This is a genomic window from Micromonospora sp. DT231 (assembly GCF_049847025.1).
Lineage (GTDB): Bacteria > Actinomycetota > Actinomycetes > Mycobacteriales > Micromonosporaceae > Micromonospora.
The window spans coordinates 100,289-118,752 of sequence record NZ_JBNCNO010000006.1 but is presented as its reverse complement, the minus strand read 5'-3'; the positions used below and the strand labels follow the sequence as shown (position 1 = coordinate 118,752).

The window sequence follows — 18,464 nt, the reverse complement described above, 5'->3', positions numbered from 1 at the left end:
GAGCAGCAATGGCGCTCGGAGCGGTGGCGGAACCGCCGGTACGACGGCGAGGCAGTGACTACGCACAGTTGTCCCGGCGGATCAGCCAGGCGGGCCTGCTGGAGCGGCGCCCCGGTTGGTACGTCACCCGCATCACGCTCACCCTCGGCGCTTTCGTGGCCGGCTGGATCGCCGTTTTCCTGCTCGGCGACTCCTGGTGGCAGCTACCGCTCGCGGCGGTGATGGCGGTCGCCACCACCCAGGTCGCGTTCCTCGGGCACGACGCCGGTCACCGACAGATGTTCCGACGCCGGGGCGCGAGCGAGCTGGTGGGGCTGTTCGCCGGCAACGTGGCGGTGGGGATCAGCTACGGCTGGTGGGTCGACAAGCACAACCGGCACCACGCCAACCCGAACCACGAGGACGAGGACCCGGACGTCGGCGCGGGCGCCCTGGTGTGGACGCACGAGCAGGCGCTGGAGACCCGTGGGTTCGGCCGCTGGATGGCTCAGCGGCAGGCGTACTTCTTCTTCCCGATGCTGCTTCTGGAGGGTCTGAACCTGCACGTGGCGAGCATCCGGGCGATCGTCGGCCGGGAGGACGGCAAGTACACAGTTCCGATGCGCCACCGGGCGGTCGAGGCCGTCCTGCTCGTCGCGCACACCGTCGGCTACGTGGCGCTGCTGTTGGCGGTCATGTCGCCGGTCAAGGCGCTGCTCTTCGCCGCCGTGCACCAGGCGCTGTGGGGCCTCTACATGGGCTGCGCGTTCGCCCCGAACCACAAGGGCATGCCGATGCCGACCGCCGAGGACGAGCTGGACTTCCTGCGTAAGCAGGTGCTGACCTCTCGCAACGTGCGGGGCAGCCGCCTGGTGGACACCACGCTCGGCGGGCTCAACTACCAGATCGAGCACCACCTCTTCCCGAACATGCCGCGCGCCAACCTGCGCCGGGCCCAGCCGATCGTGCGGGCCTACTGCGCCGAGCAGGGCATCCCGTACGCCGAGACCGGGCTGATCGAGTCGTACCGGCAGGCGCTCGGTCACCTGCACGAGGTGGGCCGGCCGCTGCGCGGCTGAACGGCACGGCCGCTGCGCGGCGGTAATGCGGACTGATCGATGGGGCGGCATCTGATGATGCCGCCCCATCGATGTGTTTCTGGCCGACATATCCGACCCCGGGGAACGCATCCGGTAGATCCGGATCTTCCCAATGTTCGTATCCCGCCCACCATTGCCACCACACGAGCCGAAAATTGCCACAGGTCAATAGTTGCCAAGGTCAATCAACGCTTGCTAGGTTCACTGCGGCACCCACGGGGGGCGCTGATCCGACTCATTTCTGAGCCTCGTCGCGGTGTCCGGCGCTGTTTCCGTGCGCGCCGATTCCTTCTTCGCGGCAGTTCGACCGGCACGTCATGTGCCGTGGGCAATTGTGTCTTCGTTGTCGGCTTCGCGTGAAGGAAAAATGAATGAGCATTGTCGGTAATGGACGCCGCCTAATTGCGGTCCTGGTCGGCGTGGTGCTGGTGGTCTCGGGCAGCCCCGCATCTGCGCGACCGGCGGACGGGGCGGAGCCGGCACGCCGGCCGGGCACGGTGTTGCGCCCGCCGACGCCGCAGGGTCGGGACGTGCCGGAGACCCCGCCGGGTCCGGCGAAGGTCCTGCCCTCGGTGGCCCAACCGACGACCGCCGAGGCGATACCGCCGGCACGCCGGGTCCGGGAGCTGGTCGACCGCCGCACCGCGAGCACCAAGGTCTACCTGCTGGCCGACGGGCGGATGCAGGCCGAGGCCAGCCGCGAGCCGGTCCACTACCGCGACGGCAAGGGCCGCTGGCAGGACATCGAGTCGACCGTGTCCGCCGGGGACACGTCGGGCTATCCCTTCGCCGCCACCCGCAACACGTTCGTCGGCAGGTTCGGCGACCGCACTGACCGGGTGCTCTCGTACTCGATGGGGGGTTACGGGTTGACCCTCGGGCTCGCCGGCGGCCCGCAGGCCCTGCGGCCGACGGCGAAGGGGTCCCGGGTCACCTACCCGGGCGCGCTCGGCGGCGCCGACCTGGTCTACGAGGTGACCCCGTCGGCGGTCAAGGAGCAGATCGTGCTGCCCGCCGCGCCGAGCGGGCCGGCGACGTACACGTTCACGCTGGACACGGACTCGGTTCGCGCGGTGCCGGAGGCCGACGGCTCGTTGTCGTTCTTCGCCACGGACCGGCAGGGGCCGGCGCTGTTCACGATGCCTCGGCCGTACATGTACGACAGTGCCGACGACCAGGCGTCGGTGGTCGGCAAGGCGATGAGCTACCAGGTCAGCCAGCGGGTCAGCCAGCAGGATGGTCGCACGGTGGTGACGGTGACCGCGGACGATGCCTGGCTGCGCGACCCCGCCCGTAAGTACCCGGTGGTGATCGATCCGACGATCAAGGTCCAACCCACGTTGAACCAGGCCCAGGACGTGATGCTCGCCTCCGGTGGCCCGACGGAGAACTTCGACAGCACCTGGAAGCTGTCGGCCGGCGCCTCCACCGGGGGCACGTTCCGATCGCTCACCAAGTTCGACCTGTCCAAGGTTCCGGCCAACACCGTGCTGGACTCCGCGCAGTTGCAGATGTATTTCGACCAGACCCACGGTGGCGCCGACGACGCCGCGATGGCGTTCGAGGCGCGTCGGGTGACCGCCGCGTGGAGCGAGACCACCGCGACGTGGAGCAGCATGAGCGCCAAGTTCGCCGAGGTCGGGGAGAACCGGGAGCAGGTGGACGAGGCGGAAACCGCGAAGGTGTCCGCCAGCGGTGAGTGGGTGGGCGCCACGGCCACCGACCGCACCCAGGCGAACAACGGCGCGTACCGGTACAACGCCGACGCGTCCACCGGTCAGACGTTCACCTGGGTGCCGCGCCTGACCGAGGACGGTCAGTACGAGGTGTACGTGCACTACGTGCCGGGCTCGGACCGTGCCACGAACGCGCCCTACACCGTGTTCTACGACGGCGGTTCGGTGGTCAAGACGGTAAACCAGACCACCGGCTCGGGCAGTCAGAACTGGGTGTCGATCGGCACCTACGGCTTCAAGGCGGGCACCACGCACAAGGTGGTGCTCGGCGACGTGGCCAACAAGAAGGTCGTGGCCGACGCGGTGCGGCTGGTCAAGCGGGCGGAGGTGACCAAGCCGCTGAACCAGACCAACGCCTGGCACAGCTACAGCGTCCGCTCGATCGTGCAGAGCTGGCTGGACAACCCCGCGACGAACTACGGCTTCATGCTCAAGGGCAAGGACGAGACCAACAAGAACGGCGGCCCACGGTACGAGTCCGGCGACTTCTCCTACGGCGGCGAGGACGGCCACGGCCCGAAGCTGGTGCTGACCTGGGGCAAGCCCGGCGTCGCGCTGAATCCGGTGACAAATGTCCGAGCCACCGGCGCCGACCTGTCCTGGTCCTCCTACACCGACCCCTCGTCGTCGCCGGATGACGACCTGGTCGAGTACCAGGTGCACTCCAGCAAGACGCAGAACTTCATGCCGAACGCGTCCACCCTGGTCGCCCCGATCCGACCGGGCCGCACCACGTACTCGGACACCCACGCCACGCCCACCCCGGCGGACTCGGCGAGCCAGTTCGGCGAGGCCTACTTCTACATGATCGCCGTGCGGTTGCGGGACGGCACGGTCATCCCGGCGCAGACCCAGATGGTGCGGCTGCCCAAGGCCGGCCAGGTGATCAGGTTCTTCACCGGCGCGGACGACAACACGTTGACAAGCCTCAAGCCGGACAACAACTGGGACAAGTTGGATGCCGGCGGTGAGCTTCAGGTCGGCAACAAGGGCTCGATCTACGGCAACAGCCGGGTGGTGCTGAAATTCCCCAACGTCACCGGGCTGCCCGCGCAGGCCAAGATCGTCAACGCTCAGGTCGGCCTGTGGGGCTGGTACACCGAGGGCGACGGCGCCGGCCAGCAGCAGTTCCAGCTCCGTGGGCTGACCCGTGACTTCAGCGAGACGACGTCGACGTGGAAGAGCGCCCAGTCCGGGATCGCCTGGACCACGGCGGGCGGCGACGTGGAGTCGACAGTGCAGTCCACCGTCGGCTCGCTCAACGGTGACCCGGGCTGGGTCAACTGGGAAGCCGGCCCGCTGGTACAGCGCTGGGTGGACAGCTCGACGAACAACAAGGGTGTGCAGATCCGGCTCGCCAACGAGGCCGGTGTGGAGCAGCGGGTGCTGTTCCTCTCCGCCGAGGCGGCCGAGCCGTCGCTGCGGCCCCGGCTGCGGGTCATCTACACCGTGCCGAACAGCGCCAGCACCTACCACGCGCCGAACACGCCGAGCCGGATGGTCCCGGGCGACCAGTACCTGGTGCCGGTCACCGTCACCAACACCACGTCGTCGTCGGTGTGGTCGCCGTCGGACTGGGTGCTGTCGTACCACTGGACGCGTCCGGACGGCACCCCCGCCACCAACGCGGGCAACCCGATCGAGACGCCCCTGCCGTCGGCGCAGGCACCCGGCGGCGTGGTCACCATCAACGCCACAGTGAAGGCCCCCGCCGGCGGTGGGGACGGCGATCGCCGGGAGGACTACGTCCTCAAGTGGGACCTGCGGAACAAGAACTCCGGACAGTGGCTGTCGGAGGGCACCCAGATCCAACCCCTCGACCAGGCGGTGGCCGTCGAGGACCCCACCTCCGACCAGCTCGGGCTGGAGAAGTTCTACCAGTACGCCGGCGGCAGCGCGGGCTCCGGCTCCTCGCTGATGGTCAACCAGTTCTCGGGTAACGCCGTGTTCGGTTACAACCCGCTGGCCAACCCGAGCCGGGGCGTGTCGACATTCGTCCGGCTGACCTACAACAGCCAGGACACGTCCACCTCGTCGATGGGGTTGGGCTGGTCGTTGTCCACCTCGAGCGCGGTCCGGCTCGGGTCGCCGTTGCAGTTCCGGGGCGGGGACAGCACGTGGCCGCAGCAGGTCGCGATGACCGACGGTGACGGCACCACCCACCTGTTCAAGCTGGACAAGCACAACAGCGCGAACACCGCGGACTGGCGCTACGTGCAGCCCGCCGGGGTGCACCTGTACCTGCAACGCACCGGCAGCGGTGACACCAGCCAGGCGTGGACGATGACGCGACCGGACCGCAGCCAGTTCGTCTTCGACGAGCAGGGCTACCAGAGTGCCGTGCGGGACCGCAACGGCAACCAGCTCCTGTTCACCTACGAGCGGATGCAGATCGACTACCGCGACACCGCGGTGCTGCGTTACCTCACCGATCCGGAGAACCGGCGGACGTTGTCCCTGGACTACTACGCCGCGGGGGACAGCTACACCGCGTTCGTCAACGGCACGAAGCAGAGCCTGACGAACCTGCAGGACCGGCAGATCATCAACCAGCTCAAGTCGATCACCGACGTGAGCGGGCGGGTGATGTCCTTCGTCTACAGCGACGGTGGCCTGCTCCGGGAGGTCACCGACGGGTCCGGCACCGCCGACGCCAAGCCCTTCGGTTTCGTCTACGACGAGTCGCAGGGGCCGCAGAACGCCCGTCTGACCCGGGTGGTCGACCCGCGGACGGCCGTGTCGAAGATCGCCTACAACGAGGCAGGTGACCAGTTCCTCCAGGGCAAGGTGAACATGGTCACCGACCGGTTGCTCAAGAACACCCTGGTGGACTACCAGGACCCGGACGGCGACGCCAGCGGCGGGGTGCTCACCACGGTGACCGACCCCAAGGGCCGGGCCACCGAGAGCCTGATCGACGGTTTCGGTCGGGCCACGCGCATCACCAACGCCCTGAACCAGGCCACCCTCCTGGGCTGGGACGCGGACAACAACGTCAGCCGGTTGGAGGAGGCCGGCGGGGCGATCACCACCTGGCGGTTCGACCAGGTGACCGGCTACCCGCTGGAGGTCAAGGATCCCGAGGCCAACCGGAACAACACCCCCGGCCTGCGGATGGACTACCGGTACGGGTTGGCCGGGCACACCGCCGAGCTGACCGACAAGTACTCGCCGGAGGGCCGGCACTGGAAGTTCGGGTACGACGCCGTCGGCAACCTCACCTCGGTGACCGACCCCAAGGGCACCGCCACGAGCCTCGAGGGTGACTACACCTCCAGCTACGTGTACGACCCGTTCGGGCGGATGACCAAGGCGACGGACGCCAACAAGCACAGCACCGACTACGCCGACTACGACCCGGTCGGTTACCCGCGCACGATCACCAACGCGTTGACCGAGGACACGACGTACACGTACTCGTCGATCGGCAGCGTGCTCACCGTCACCGACCCGAAGCAGCGCGTCACGACCTACACGTACGACGGCTTCGGTCGCCCGCTGACGCAGAAGGTGCCGAAGGACGCCGCGAACGGCATCTACATCACCACCCCCGCTCCGGTGTACGACAAGAACGACAACGTCACCCAACAGACGACACCGACCGGGGCGGTGACGACCGCGGTCTACGACGCGCTGGACCGGCCGAGCACGGTCACCACGCCGAAGGACACCTCCACCTCCGAGGCGTCGACCACCAAGTACGAGTACGACCAGGTGGGCAACGTCAGCAAGGTGACCGAGCCGAAGGGCGTGCTGACCGCGGCCGACACGCTGGACTACGCCACGGTGTACGTCTACGACGAGCTGAACCGGCCCAAGGAGGTCACCGACGCGCTCAACGGCCGCGTCAGCATCGACTACGACCTGGCCGGCAACGTCCGGCAGCAGATCGACCAGCGGAAGAACGCGACGTCGGACCCCAACGACTGGACGGCACAGTTCACCTACGACCTGAACCGCCGGATCAAGACGACGATCGACCCGAAGGGCAACAGCACCGGCGTCGAGTACGACCGGGACGGCAACCCGACCGTCGCGATCGACCAGGACGGCAACCGGTCGTTGATGAACTACGACGAGCGTTCGGCCCTGATCGAGCAGAAGGTGCCGTACCAGTCGTCCGGCGGCACGAGCACCTACCGGACCACCAAGTACGAGTACGACGAGGTCGGCAACCTCAGCCGGCAGATCAGCCCGCGCGGGGTCGAGACCACCGACGATCCGGACGACTTCGCGACCGTCACGCTCTACGACGCGCTGAACCGGGTTCGTGAGGTCCAGCAACCGTACGACCGGGACGACTCGCAGTTCACCACCCCGCCGGTCACGAAGTACCAGTACGACAAGGTCGGCAACCTGGAGCTGATCTCCGCGCCGCCGTCGAACAACCAGTCGGCCCGCAACGACACCGTGCAGACGTTCTTCGACAACGGCTGGATCCGTACCTCGAAGGACGTCGGCTGGAACATCACCACCGCGTACGACTACGACAACAACGGCGCGCAGACCTCCCGGACGGTCACCGGCGCCAGCGGCACGCCGCGGCAGATGGACTGGTCCTACTACCCGGACGGCAAGAAGAAGAGCCAGTCCGACAACGGCGCCGGCTCGGGCACGCCGAGCAAGAACTTCGCCTACGAGTACGACGTGAACAGCAACCTCGCCAAGATGCTGGATACCAGCACCGGGGCGGCCATCGACACCTACGCCGTGTCGTACGACATGCTCAACCGCGTCGCCAGCGTGGAGGAGAAGAAGAGTACGGCGGTCAAGAACACCACCACGTTCTCGTACGAGCCCAACGATCTGCTCAAGAAGCGCACCCACGACACGCAGATCTCCGAGTACACCTACGAGACCGAGCGGGACCTGGCCAGCGAGATCAAGAACTCGACCTCGCCGACGGACCCGAAGCCGAAGTACACGCGCTACACCTACAACAAGCGCGGGCAGACGGCGACCGAGACCAAGGGCAACGGCAACGTCGTCACCACCGACTACTTCCTCGACGGCTCGGTGCAGAGCCAGGTGGAGAAGAAGTCCGGCGGCGCGGTGGTCAACCAGCACACCTACGAGTACGCGGCCAACGGACAGAAGTCGAAGGACGTCTCGCACAAGCAGAACGCGGACAACCGCAGCGCGTACGTCGACACGACGAGCACCTTCGCCTACGACCCGCAGGACCGGGTCCGTACGGTCACCAAGACCGGCAGCGGCGCGGGCACCGAGAGCTACGTGCACGACGCCAACAGCAACGTCGTCAAGCAGACCGTCGACAACGTCACCACCAACTTCGAGTACGACAAGAACCGCCTGACGAAGGCCACCACCGATCTTGCCTCGGCGAACTACGCGTACGACCCGTATGGCCGGCTCAAGACGGTGACCTCGCTCGGGACCACTGTGGAGAGCTACACCTACGACGGCTTCGACCACGTCGTCACCAACGTCAAGAACCCGGGCAGCAAGACCACGACCTACACGTACGACCCGCTGGACCGGCAGGCGACCCGCACCTACGGCGGCAAGACCACCACGTACGCGTACCTCGGGCTGACCGGCGACATCTCCGCCGAGTTGGAGGGCACCAAGGTCGTCAAGTCCTACCAGCGCGGTCCGGGCGGTGACCTGCTGTCGCAGGTGAAGACCAACACCGACAACACCCAGGAGGACTCGTACGTCGGTTACGACGGGTCCGCCGACATCGGCCAGATCACCGACGACAAGGGCGACGGCCGGGCCACCTACGGCTACAGCGCCTACGGCAAGAACGACGCCGGTCAGTTCACCGGTGTGGACAAGCCCGACGCCGGCAACCCCGAGAACCCGGACAAGGCGCCGTACAACGCGTACCGGTTCCAGTCCAAGCGCTTCGACCAGTCGACCGGCGACTACGACATGGGCTTCCGGGACTACGACCCGGGGATCAACCAGTTCCTCTCCCGGGACTCGTACAACGGGGCGCTGGACGACCTGGGCCTGGCCGTCGACCCGTACACCGGCAACCGGTACGCGTTCGCCGGCGGCAACCCGATCAGCAACGTGGAGCTGGACGGTCACAACTGGCTCTCCGACGCCGCCGACGAGGTCGGTGACTTCGTGAAGGACGCGGCTTCCGCGATCGGCTCCGACGTCAAGGAGGCTGCGCAGACCTTCGCGCAGGTCTCCTACGACACCGCGGTCGGTGGCAATCCCCTGGTCGACAAGGACACCAGCGAGGCGGCGAAGGGGCGGGGCAAAGCGCGGGGCGACGCGGCGAAGAAGACGTTGAGCAACCCGGGTCAGGCCGTGAAGGACTGGTCCGACGGGTTGACCAACGACGTCAAGGCCGGTCACCCGGGTAAGGCAGCCGGGCACCTGTTGTTCGACGCGTTCAGCATCGCCGCCGGCGGCGGTGGGGGTGGCGCGGCGAAGGGGGCCGCAGCCACGGGCGCCAAGGGTGGCGTGCGTAGCGGGGCCGCTGGCGGCGGCTCGAAGCTCGGTTCCCGGGCGGGCACGAACTGCCTGAAGAACAGTTTTGTGCCGGGCACCCTGGTGCTGATGGCCGACGGCAGCACCAAGCCCATCGAGAACGTCGACCTCGGTGATCTGGTGCTGGCCAGCTCTCCGGAGACGGGTGAGACCGAGGCCAAACCGGTCACCAGGTTGATCCGTGGTGAGGGTGAGCGGGACCTGGTGGACGTCACCGTCGCCGTGGGCGGTGCGGCCGACGGCGAGACCGCCGACATCACCGCGACCGCCGGCCACCCGTTCTGGGTGGAGGACGAGCAGCGGTGGATCGAGGCGGGGCAACTGCACGCGGGTGACCAGGTCGGCAGCTCGGACGGCCGCGAGCTGTCGGTGGTGAGCACGCGCCGCTGGACGGAGCAGGCCGTGGTCTACAACCTGACCGTTGAGGACATCCACACGTACTTTGTGATAGCCGGCGACACGCCGGTTCTCGTACACAACTGTGGTGATTGGCGGCCGGACACTGGGGAGAAGCTCCCGGCGTCCTGGGGGAGTGGTAAGGCAAACAAGAAGGGTGTTGGCTTCCGCTGGCAGGACCCGAAGAACCAGGGTAACGGGGTGCGGATTGACCAAGGTAACCCGAACTCACCGTTCCCGAGCCAACAGGTCGACCATGTGATCGTTCGAGTCAACGGCAAGGTGGTTGGACGAGATGGTAATCCCATTAGTGGTGCCATCGACCAGGATCCCACGAACGCGCATATCCCGCTCGGTGAGTGGAAGAACTGGTCGTCTTGGAGTCGACCATGAGTGAAATCCGTTTTCCGGAGATGCGGCATGAGATCGTTCGGGCCGTGCAGGCCTTGGCGGATCCGGTGTATCAGTGGTCTGCCTGGGTCCGACGCGAACTGCCTCCCGGCGAGTATGACGAGTTCACTCACCGTGTCCATATCCTTTACGATGATACGCAGGTGCTGGAGGATCCGGATGCGGCAATCGGCGCCTACCTGAGGTCTCCGGAGGAAGCCGACGCGATGCGTCACTTGGCCCGAGCGATCGATTCGTTGTTCGAGGAATTGGGCACAGAGCTTTCCGACGAGGAATATTTGCAGGCACCGGGTTGGGCTGCGATCGTGGATGCCGCAGGTGTGGCGCTCGCGACCCTGCGGGATGGTGGTTAGTGGGATGCGCATTGGTTCCGCGGATGGCGGGAGCCGAGTTGGCGAGCGAATTCAGCCACATGTCCGGTGTGGTTGTTCGGGTAGAGGTCAGTTAGGTGGCTTCCACGAGATTCTCGATCGGCGGCCTCCCGCTTCCTCTCGCACTTGTCGAGGTCATGGAAGCCGGCCGCTGGGTGGTGCCCGACGAGCAGGTGCTGAGGGAGGTGTTCGACGATGATCCGGACGATCCTCGCTTCTATGATCTTCCATCGATGTTGCGTCAGAACGAGTTGTTCCGTGCGCTGGCGCCCGAGGTCCACCTGGACCTTGTCGGCCCTGACTCCGACGTCGATCCGGCTCGGTGCGTCCTCATCGGGGACCTTGGCGCGGATATGTCGATAGCGCTGGAATACCGCTCCGACCACGGCGATCCTCGGGTTATCTACTACGGCTTGGATGGTTGGCGTGAGGTGGCACCCAGTTTCGGGGTTCTGGCGGAGCGTCTGGGGCTGTGAGAAATTGATCGTCCGGTGAGCCGGACACCGGTGGCGCGTCCGGCTCGTCGGGCGCGCCACCGGTAGGGTCTGCTCATGGCAGACCTGCTCACCGCGGACGCGGTGCGAGAAGAGCTGGGCGGGTTGCCCGACTGGTCGGGTGACCCGACCGGTATCGGTCGTACGGCCCAGCTCGGCAGTTTCCCGGCCGCCATCGCGGTGGTGGACCGGGTGGCGGCGGTGGCCGAGGAGCTTGACCACCATCCCGACATCGACATCCGATGGCGGACCCTGACCTTCCGCTGTGTCACGCACTCGGCCGGTGGGGTCACCCACCGGGACATCGAGCTGGCTCGGCGAATCGACGACATCGTCCGGAGTGCGGCATGAGATTCGAGATCAGCAAGGTTCTGGATGCCATCGAGGGTCGGGTCTGCACGGACCCGTCGCTGGCCCGCGCGGTGCTCGACCTGGCCGAGGTGATCCGCTACCAGGACATCGACGGCGGCCGGCCGGCCAGTCTGCTGCGACTCGGCATGGTCATCGACGCGCTCTCCCGCGAGTTGGAGGAGGACAGCGTCCAGGTCTACGCGGTCGTACACCGGGCTCTGCTCTCCGACGCCGATCTGACGTCCAACGAGCGGATGGTGGTGCGTCGCTGGGCCGACGACGGGCTCGTCGAGGTGCTCGACAATCCGGGTGACCGGATGTTGGAGGTGGCCGACCTGCTCGGGTTGCCGGTGCTCAGCCGGGTCCGCTTCGACGGGCTGCGCGGGCGGTTCCCGTGGCTGGTCGAGCAGCCCGGTCGGGTGGTGGCCCCGGTGCCGGGCGCCGGCGGGCCGGCGTTCATCGCGCACGTCGGCGGCGGGCACGCCCCGGTCGCCGGCAAGCGCTCGCCTACCGGGGCGAAGCTGCTGGCCCGACAGTGGCGCTGCCCGGAGTCGGGTTGCGCGCTGTTCGGCGGCGGTGGTGGGGGTGGCGCGTTCGCCGACCTGGCCGGGGGCGCCGACCGCAGCCCGGCCGCGCAGCCACCGCCCGCGCTGCGCAACGGCGTGCCGACCTGCCCCCGACACGGGGCACGCCTCGGCGACGGCGGCCCCCGGCCCCGGAGCGAGGTGCTCGCGGTGCGCGTCGGCGGCCTGGTCCGGCGGCGGTTCGTGCTCACCGAGGAGCAGCCGATCGTGGCCGGCCGGGCGCCCGAGCAGGACGGCGGGATCATGCTCGGCCAGTGGCTCAACGACGAGGCCCGGCGGTGGATCAGCCGTGGTCACGTCCAGTTCGAGCTGCGGGTCGGCGAGGTCATCGTGACCGACGTCAGCACCAACGGGTCCGGCATCCGTCCGGCCGGCTCGATGACCGAGTCGGACCGCGTTCCCCTGGCCCCGCAGCAGTCCCGGGTGCTCGGTGAGAACGACATGGTGGAGCTGTACCCCGGAGTGCAGATCGGCCGTGCCGAGGAGCTGCCGACCGGCGCCCCGTTCACCCCCACCTCGGTGATGGCCGAGGCACCGACGATGGCGATGCGCCTACCCCGCCCCTAACCCCGCCCCGGCCCCGGCCCCGGCCTGGCCCGGTCCCGGCCCGAGCCCCGGTTGATCATGGAGTTATTGCCCGGCACTGCGTGTCGTGGCAATAACTCCATGATCAACGCTGGTTCGGCGGGGCGGTGCGTCAGCCGGCGAGCACCTCGGCCAGCGTCGCCACCGCCAGGTCGATCTCCTCCTCGGTGATGACCAGGGGCGGGGCGAGCCGGATGGTGGAGCCGTGGGTGTCCTTGGCGAGCACACCACGGGCGGCGAGCCGCTCGCACGCCTCCCGCCCGCTCATCAACGCCGGGTCGATGTCCAGACCGGCCCACAGGCCACGGACGCGTACCCCGACCAGCCCCTTGCCGACCAGCCCCTCCAGGCCGGTCCGCAGCCGCTCACCCAGCTCGGCCGAGCGGCGCTGGAACTCGCCGGTGGCCAGCAGCCGGACCACCTCGATGGCGACCGCGCAGGCGAGCGGGTTGCCGCCGAAGGTGGAGCCGTGCTGGCCGGGCTTGAGCACGCCCAGCACGTCGGCGTTCGCGGCCACCGCGGAGACCGGGATGATGCCGCCGCCGAGCGCCTTGCCGAGCAGGTACATGTCGGGCACGACGCCCTCGTGGTCACAGGCGAAGGTCTTGCCGGTACGCCCCAGACCGGACTGGATCTCGTCGGCGATGAAGAGCACGTCGCGGTCGGTGCAGACCTGGCGTACACCCGGCAGGTAGCCCTCCGGTGGCACCACCACGCCCTGCTCGCCCTGGATCGGCTCCAACAGCACGGCCACGGTGTTCTCGTCGATCGCGGCCGTCAGGGCGTCCAGGTCGCCGTACGGCACGACCGTGAACCCCGGGGTGTACGGCCCGAAGTCGGCGCGCGCGTCCTCGTCGGTGGAGAAGCTCACGATGGTGGTGGTCCGGCCGTGGAAGTTGCCCTCCGCGACCACGATGTTGGCCTGGCCGGCGGGCACGCCCTTGACCTGGTAGCCCCACTTGCGGGCCACCTTGATCCCGGTCTCCACGGCCTCGGCCCCGGTGTTCATCGGCAGCACCAGGTCCTTGCCGCACAGCTCGGCCAGCTCCCGGCAGAAGTCGGCGAACTGGTCGTGGATGAACGCCCGGCTGGTCAGCGTGAGCCGGTCCAGTTGCGCGTGCGCGGCGGCGATGAGCTGCGGGTGCCGGTGGCCGAAGTTCAGCGCCGAGTAGCCGGCGAGGAAGTCCAGGTAGCGCTTGCCGTCCACGTCGGTGAGCCAGGCGCCCTCGGCGGACGAGATCACCACCGGCAGCGGGTGGTAGTTGTGCGCGGTGTACTTCTCCGCGTCCCGGACGGCGGACGGGGTCCGCAGCATGTCCTCGATCACTTGCTTGCCTTTCCCTGACGGAGTCGCAGCGTGCAGCACTTCGGTCCGCCGCCGGCCTTACGCAGCTCGGAGAGGTCGACACCGATGGTTTCGTAGCCCCGGTCGCGCAGCTTGGCGGCCAGGTCGGTGGCCTGCGCGGGCAGCACGACGTGCCGTCCGTCGCTCACCGCGTTCAGCCCCAGCACCTCGGCGTCGGCCATGGTGGCGTGCACCGCGTCGGGGAAGAGCCGGCGCAGGACGGCCTGGCTGCCGGGAGAGAACGCCTCCGGCAGGTACGCCACGGTCCGCTCGTCGAGCACGGTCAGCGCGGTGTCCAGGTGGTAGAAGCGGGGGTCGACCAGTTGCATGGTGATCACCGGGTAGCCGAAGACCTCCTGCAACTGGGCGTGCGAGGCGTGCGCCGTGCGGAAGCCGGTGCCGGCCAGCAGGTGGTCGCCGGCCAGCAGGACGTCGCCCTCGCCCTCGTTGACGTGCTTCGGGTCGTACATCTCGAAGCCCGCGTCCTCGAACCAGGCCCGGTAGGCCGGCGCCTCGTCGGCGCGCTGCGGGTCGCGGAACTGCACGGCCATCGCCTTGCCGTCGATCACGGTGCCACCGTTGGCGGCGAAGACCATGTCGGGCAGGCCGGGCACCGGAGTGATCTCCTCGACGGTGTGGCCCAGGTCAAGGTACGTCTGGCGGAGCTTCTCCCACTGCCGGACGGCGAGCGCGGCGTCGACCGGGCCGCTCGGGTCCATCCAGGGGTTGATCGCGTAGTCGACGGCGAAGTACGTCGGCCGGCACATCAACAGGCGCTGGCTGGTGGCGTCCATCGTCATTGTCCTGCTCCCAGGGGTTGGGCGCGCCCGGCCACCGTGGCCCACGGGCTGGCGCCGTGACTCAACGCTATGCGGCCCCAGCGGCAGGATCCACCACTGAGAGTTGCGCAGACCGAACATTCATTGCGTGTCAGCGGTCCGCAGGAGCGATTCGTTGTGTCAGCGCGTGCCGCGCCCGGCGCACGGGCCGTGATCGGGGCGCGGGCCGTGGTCGGGGCGCGGGCCGTGGTCGGGGTGCGGGCCGTGGTCGGGTGCGGGCCGTGGTCGGGTGCGGGCCGTGGTCGGGTGCGGGCCGTGATCGGGGTGCGCCGGCCGTGATCGACTCGGGTTGCAGGAAAGCGCGGTGTCGGAGCGGCCGGGACACCCCGAGTTTCCGGAAGCTGAGTCGATCACGGCCCGGAAAACACTTCAGGGGCGGCGAATCGCCGCCCCTGAAAGGGTGTTGCCCGGCCGGTGAACCACCGGATGAGATCGGGCTGCCGGCGAACCGCCGGTTGTTCGCCGGTGCATCACCGGCGAGCGGAACAGTGCCCGCTAGAAACGATCGACAAACTGTGAGTCAAGCCACTCCCGGAAGCGTGCCACCCAGTCGCCGTCGGTGGTCGGCCAGTCGAACTGCCCGGTCATCGCGAGCACCCCGATCACCACCGCGGCCAGGCCGATCAGCACGCCGAAGAGCGCGTCGGTCTTGCCGGCGACGTGCCGGCGGCGGGTGGCCATCAGGCCGAGCACCGCGAGCACCGCGCCGAACGCGCCGAGCCCGATGCCGTACCCGGCCAGGGTGCCGGTCAGCACGAACAGCGCACCGGCGACGGAGACGATCAGGCCGAGAGTGGCGAGCAGGCTGGCTCGCGGCTTCGGGCCACGGGTCACCGGCGGCTCCGGCGTGGTCTCACCCGGGGTCGGGTCGACCGGGCGGCCGGTGGTGACCCCGTCCGTCGCGTCGGGCCGGCGGGTGGTGGTGTCGAGGTCGGCGTCCCGCTCGGCGGTGCGCGCCAGGGTCGGGGCGGTGCCGGTGCGGGACTCGGTCTCCAGCGGGCCGGCGGTGCGGGACTCGGTCTCCAGCGGGCCGGCGGTCCGGGACTCGGTCTCCGCCGCCCGGCCGGTCCGGGACTCGCTCTGCGGACCGGCGGTGCCGGGCCGGGCCTCGGTCACCACTGGGCGTGCGGTGCCGGTGCGGGGCTCGCCGTCGATCGGGCGGGCGGTAGCGGCTCGGGCCACCGCGGCCCGCTCGGCGGCACGCCGCTCGGCCTCGCCGAGCTGGCCGCTGGGCGCGGCGGCACTGCGGTACGTCGTCTGGTCGGCGTCCCGGTCGGTGACCACCGGCCGGCCGGCGACGTCGTCGGACCGGCCCGTGTCGGCGGCCGCCGTGCTGTCCCGGTCGGCGACCTGGGTGTCGCGGCCGTCAACGCGGCCGTCGAGGTTCTCGTCCCGCGTCGGTGCCGGCTCGGACCGGCGGGACAGCGAAGGAATCCTGACCACTACACACCTCCTGATAAATGCGTGGTGGCCGATGGAAGGGGTGGCACCCACGCGGTTCCGTCCTGAATTACCCACCTGGGCGTTTCCTGACACCAATCCCGGGTACGGGGCCCCCACGCTCGGGCCGTGAGCCCCCACGCCCGGGCCGTGAGCCCCCACGCCCGGGCCGTGACCGGGCCTCAGCGGTGATCAACTCGGTTTGCAGGAAGTCGGGGTGTCCGGCTTACCGGGACCGCCCGGTTTCCTTGATGCCGAGTCGATCAGCGCCGGCGATGCCGAGTCGATCAGCGCCGGGCCGCGCCGACCTGTTCGACCTGGGCGCGGTGGCCGGCGGAGGCACGGCAGGGTGCAGCCGCACCCCGGCCTGCTGCACGAACACCTCCCGCCTGTCGACGGCCAGGCCCTTGCCATTCAGTACGTAGCCCGTCAGCCAGACCCATCCGTGGTACGTCGGGCGCGGATCGACACTCACCAGCCGAAGGCGCAGCGCCCGCTCGCCGGAGAACTGCACCGAGCACGCCCCGCCGATCAGCAGCAGGTCGCCGGGCTTCCACTCGGTCATGTCGGCCAGTGGCCGCGATTGATCGGGATGCGGTGGCGGGCCCGGCAGGGCAGTTCCGCGCCGCAGCGGCACACGGTGCGCCAGCGCACCCAACTCCACACGGGCCGGTGTCGACGGGCGAAGGTCAGCGCGGTGACCAAGAGGTATTCGTTGTACGACACGCGCATGGCGGTGTCCTTCCACGCAATAACGGTCTTGTGCTGACGCTATTCCCGATGCTGTTTCATGGGAGGTGCCAACGCGTGACAGCATGTTCCACCCTGGCCACCTTGTGCAATCCGCACCGCCGCCCTAATGTCAGGCCATATTGACGCACGAGGAATGGAAAAGAATTGTGTACGGGGCGAAACGTTCGATGTTGCAGGAGGGACGCGGTGATGTTGCATGACGGATGAAACAAGCGGGTCCACGGTCCCTCGGCGGCAGCTCGGACGGCTGCTCACGCAGCTCCGCGAGGATGCCTCGGTCTCGCTGGACGCCGCAGCCGAAGCGCTGGACTGCTCACGGCAGAAGGTGTGGCGCATCGAGAAGGGGTTGGTCCCCGTCCGCGTGGTGGACGCCCGCGCGATGTGTGCTCTCTACCGGGTGCCCGAGGCCATGGGCGAGATTGTCGCCGGGCTGGCGAAGGAGACTCGCGCCGGGGGCTGGTGGCATTCGTACGGCGATGTCGTCCCGTCGTGGTTCTCGCTGTACGTCGGGCTGGAATCCTCCGCAACGCTGATTCGCCGATATGACTCGGAACTGATCCCCGGACTCCTGCAAACCCGGGAGTACGCCAGCGAGCTGTTCCGCCGGAAGAATCCGACGATGCGCGAGGAGGATCGGGAGAAGCTGGTGGAGGTCCGGCTGCAACGGCAGGGCATCCTCGTGCGCCGGCTGCCCACCGCTCCCACCCTGCGGGTCGTCCTGAGCGAGGCCGTGCTGCGGCGCACGATCCCCGACCGCCGGGCGATGGCGCAGCAGTTGCGGCACCTGCTCGACGTAGCCGCGCTGCCGACGGTGAGTCTGCGGGTCCTGCCGCTCGCGGCCGGGCCGCCGTTGGCCAGCGAGAGTGGCACCTTCGTCCTGCTGGACTTCCCGCAGGCGTTCGGGAGGGCGTCCACCGAGCCGACCACCGTCTACGTGGAGAACATCACCGGGGCGCTCTATCTGGACAAGCCGGCCGAGGTGGCCGCGTACGAACATGTCTGGTCGGACCTGGAAGCCCTCGCCCCGAGTGAGGCAGAATCAGAGAAAATGATCACTTCGATCATCGAGGAGCATCATGACTGACCTTGCCGGTGCCACCTGGCGCAAGAGCACCCGCAGCGGCGGGAGCGGCGGTGACTGCGTCGAGGTGGCCGACAACCTGCCCGGCGTCGTGGGCGTACGCGACAGCAAGGACCCGACCGGCCCGGCGCTGGCCTTCGCTCCCGCCACCTGGGCCGCGTTCGTGGGCGGCATCCGCGCCCAGCGTCGGAGCTGACCGACCCCTCCACCCTGATCGACTCGCCTTCCCGGAAGTCGGGCCGTTCCGCCCACCTGAACACCCCACCTTCCTGAAACCCGAGTCGATCTGCGGGCCCGGGGGACGGCGTCGACCTGCGGAGCGGGAGGCACGCGTCGACCTGCGCGGCGAAGGCTCGCGTCGTCGACCTGCGCAGCGAGGGCCCGCGTCGACCTGCGCGGCGGCGGGGCCCGGGTCGACCTGCGCGGCGGTTGGGTCCGGGTCGACCTGTGGGGCGGCGGGGCCCGGGTCGACCTGCGCGGCGGTTGGGTCCGGGTCGACCTGTGGGGCGGCGGGGCCCGGGTCGACCT

Annotated in this window: 13 protein-coding genes; 8 read left to right on the top strand and 5 right to left on the bottom strand. The window is 68.8% G+C overall.

All coding sequences use genetic code 11. From position 1 onward, the window contains the following. The first annotated feature begins 8 nt into the window (after positions 1–8). The 6 genes from ACPXBU_RS17455 (at position 9) to ACPXBU_RS17430 (ending at position 12,460) form a co-directional block, all read left to right on the top strand. Positions 9–1,058, top strand: coding sequence for a fatty acid desaturase family protein (locus ACPXBU_RS17455; RefSeq protein WP_425758838.1), 1,050 nt, complete (start codon positions 9–11; stop codon positions 1,056–1,058). Between the two features lie 392 nt (positions 1,059–1,450). After that, positions 1,451–10,075, top strand: a complete 8,625-nt coding sequence (locus tag ACPXBU_RS17450) for a DNRLRE domain-containing protein (RefSeq protein WP_425758837.1) — start codon at positions 1,451–1,453, stop codon at positions 10,073–10,075. Continuing rightward, positions 10,072–10,446, top strand: coding sequence for an SCO4402 family protein (locus ACPXBU_RS17445; RefSeq protein ID WP_425758836.1), 375 nt, complete (start codon positions 10,072–10,074; stop codon positions 10,444–10,446). Before ACPXBU_RS17450 ends, ACPXBU_RS17445 begins: the two co-directional genes overlap by 4 nt. A gap of 95 nt (positions 10,447–10,541) precedes the next feature. Then, positions 10,542–10,940, top strand: a complete 399-nt coding sequence (locus tag ACPXBU_RS17440; protein WP_425758835.1) for a hypothetical protein — start codon at positions 10,542–10,544, stop codon at positions 10,938–10,940. Positions 10,941–11,015: 75 nt separating this feature from the next. Then, positions 11,016–11,309 (top strand): 4a-hydroxytetrahydrobiopterin dehydratase, encoded by a 294-nt coding sequence (locus ACPXBU_RS17435; RefSeq protein WP_393371860.1) that lies wholly within the window; start codon positions 11,016–11,018, stop codon positions 11,307–11,309. Beyond that, on the top strand, positions 11,306–12,460 hold the full coding sequence (locus ACPXBU_RS17430; protein WP_393371857.1) for an FHA domain-containing protein: 1,155 nt from the start codon (positions 11,306–11,308) through the stop codon (positions 12,458–12,460). Before ACPXBU_RS17435 ends, ACPXBU_RS17430 begins: the two co-directional genes overlap by 4 nt. Positions 12,461–12,590: 130 nt before the next feature. On the opposite strand, the gene rocD is transcribed toward ACPXBU_RS17430, so the two are convergent. From rocD to ACPXBU_RS17405, 5 genes are all read right to left on the bottom strand, one after another. Then, entirely contained in the window at positions 12,591–13,805 is a 1,215-nt protein-coding gene (rocD, locus tag ACPXBU_RS17425; RefSeq protein ID WP_425758834.1) for an ornithine--oxo-acid transaminase, read from the bottom strand. After that, positions 13,802–14,617, bottom strand: coding sequence for a dimethylargininase (gene ddaH, locus ACPXBU_RS17420; protein ID WP_393372421.1), 816 nt, complete (start codon positions 14,615–14,617; stop codon positions 13,802–13,804). The genes rocD and ddaH overlap by 4 nt, the downstream gene beginning before the upstream one ends. Before the next feature lie 540 nt (positions 14,618–15,157). After that, positions 15,158–16,105 (bottom strand): thrombospondin, encoded by a 948-nt coding sequence (locus ACPXBU_RS17415; protein ID WP_425758833.1) that lies wholly within the window; start codon positions 16,103–16,105, stop codon positions 15,158–15,160. Between the two features lie 223 nt (positions 16,106–16,328). After that, positions 16,329–16,667 (bottom strand): hypothetical protein, encoded by a 339-nt coding sequence (locus tag ACPXBU_RS17410; RefSeq protein ID WP_425758832.1) that lies wholly within the window; start codon positions 16,665–16,667, stop codon positions 16,329–16,331. Then, complete coding sequence (locus ACPXBU_RS17405) at positions 16,664–16,834, bottom strand: hypothetical protein (protein ID WP_393371845.1); 171 nt, start codon at positions 16,832–16,834, stop codon at positions 16,664–16,666. Before ACPXBU_RS17405 ends, ACPXBU_RS17410 begins: the two co-directional genes overlap by 4 nt. A gap of 217 nt (positions 16,835–17,051) precedes the next feature. On the opposite strand from ACPXBU_RS17405, the gene ACPXBU_RS17400 reads away from it, so the two are divergent. Beyond that, entirely contained in the window at positions 17,052–17,939 is an 888-nt protein-coding gene (locus ACPXBU_RS17400; RefSeq protein WP_425758831.1) for a helix-turn-helix domain-containing protein, read from the top strand. Beyond that, positions 17,932–18,132, top strand: a complete 201-nt coding sequence (locus ACPXBU_RS17395) for a DUF397 domain-containing protein (RefSeq protein WP_425758830.1) — start codon at positions 17,932–17,934, stop codon at positions 18,130–18,132. Before ACPXBU_RS17400 ends, ACPXBU_RS17395 begins: the two co-directional genes overlap by 8 nt. Positions 18,133–18,464 lie beyond the last annotated feature (332 nt).

What these genes read in the sequence shown, in the direction of transcription:
- ACPXBU_RS17430 (WP_393371857.1), top strand. Translation starts at nt 11,306, where the DNA reads ATGAGATTCGAGATCAGCAAGGTTCTGGATGCCATCGAGGGTCGGGTC.
- ACPXBU_RS17445 (WP_425758836.1), top strand. Translation starts at nt 10,072, where the DNA reads ATGAGTGAAATCCGTTTTCCGGAGATGCGGCATGAGATCGTTCGGGCC.
- ACPXBU_RS17455 (WP_425758838.1), top strand. Translation starts at nt 9, where the DNA reads ATGGCGCTCGGAGCGGTGGCGGAACCGCCGGTACGACGGCGAGGCAGT.
- ACPXBU_RS17450 (WP_425758837.1), top strand. Translation starts at nt 1,451, where the DNA reads ATGAGCATTGTCGGTAATGGACGCCGCCTAATTGCGGTCCTGGTCGGC.
- ACPXBU_RS17405 (WP_393371845.1), bottom strand. Translation starts at nt 16,834, where the DNA reads ATGCGCGTGTCGTACAACGAATACCTCTTGGTCACCGCGCTGACCTTC.
- ACPXBU_RS17395 (WP_425758830.1), top strand. Translation starts at nt 17,932, where the DNA reads ATGACTGACCTTGCCGGTGCCACCTGGCGCAAGAGCACCCGCAGCGGC.
- ddaH (WP_393372421.1), bottom strand. Translation starts at nt 14,617, where the DNA reads ATGGACGCCACCAGCCAGCGCCTGTTGATGTGCCGGCCGACGTACTTC.
- ACPXBU_RS17410 (WP_425758832.1), bottom strand. Translation starts at nt 16,667, where the DNA reads ATGACCGAGTGGAAGCCCGGCGACCTGCTGCTGATCGGCGGGGCGTGC.
- ACPXBU_RS17400 (WP_425758831.1), top strand. Translation starts at nt 17,052, where the DNA reads ATGACGGATGAAACAAGCGGGTCCACGGTCCCTCGGCGGCAGCTCGGA.
- ACPXBU_RS17435 (WP_393371860.1), top strand. Translation starts at nt 11,016, where the DNA reads ATGGCAGACCTGCTCACCGCGGACGCGGTGCGAGAAGAGCTGGGCGGG.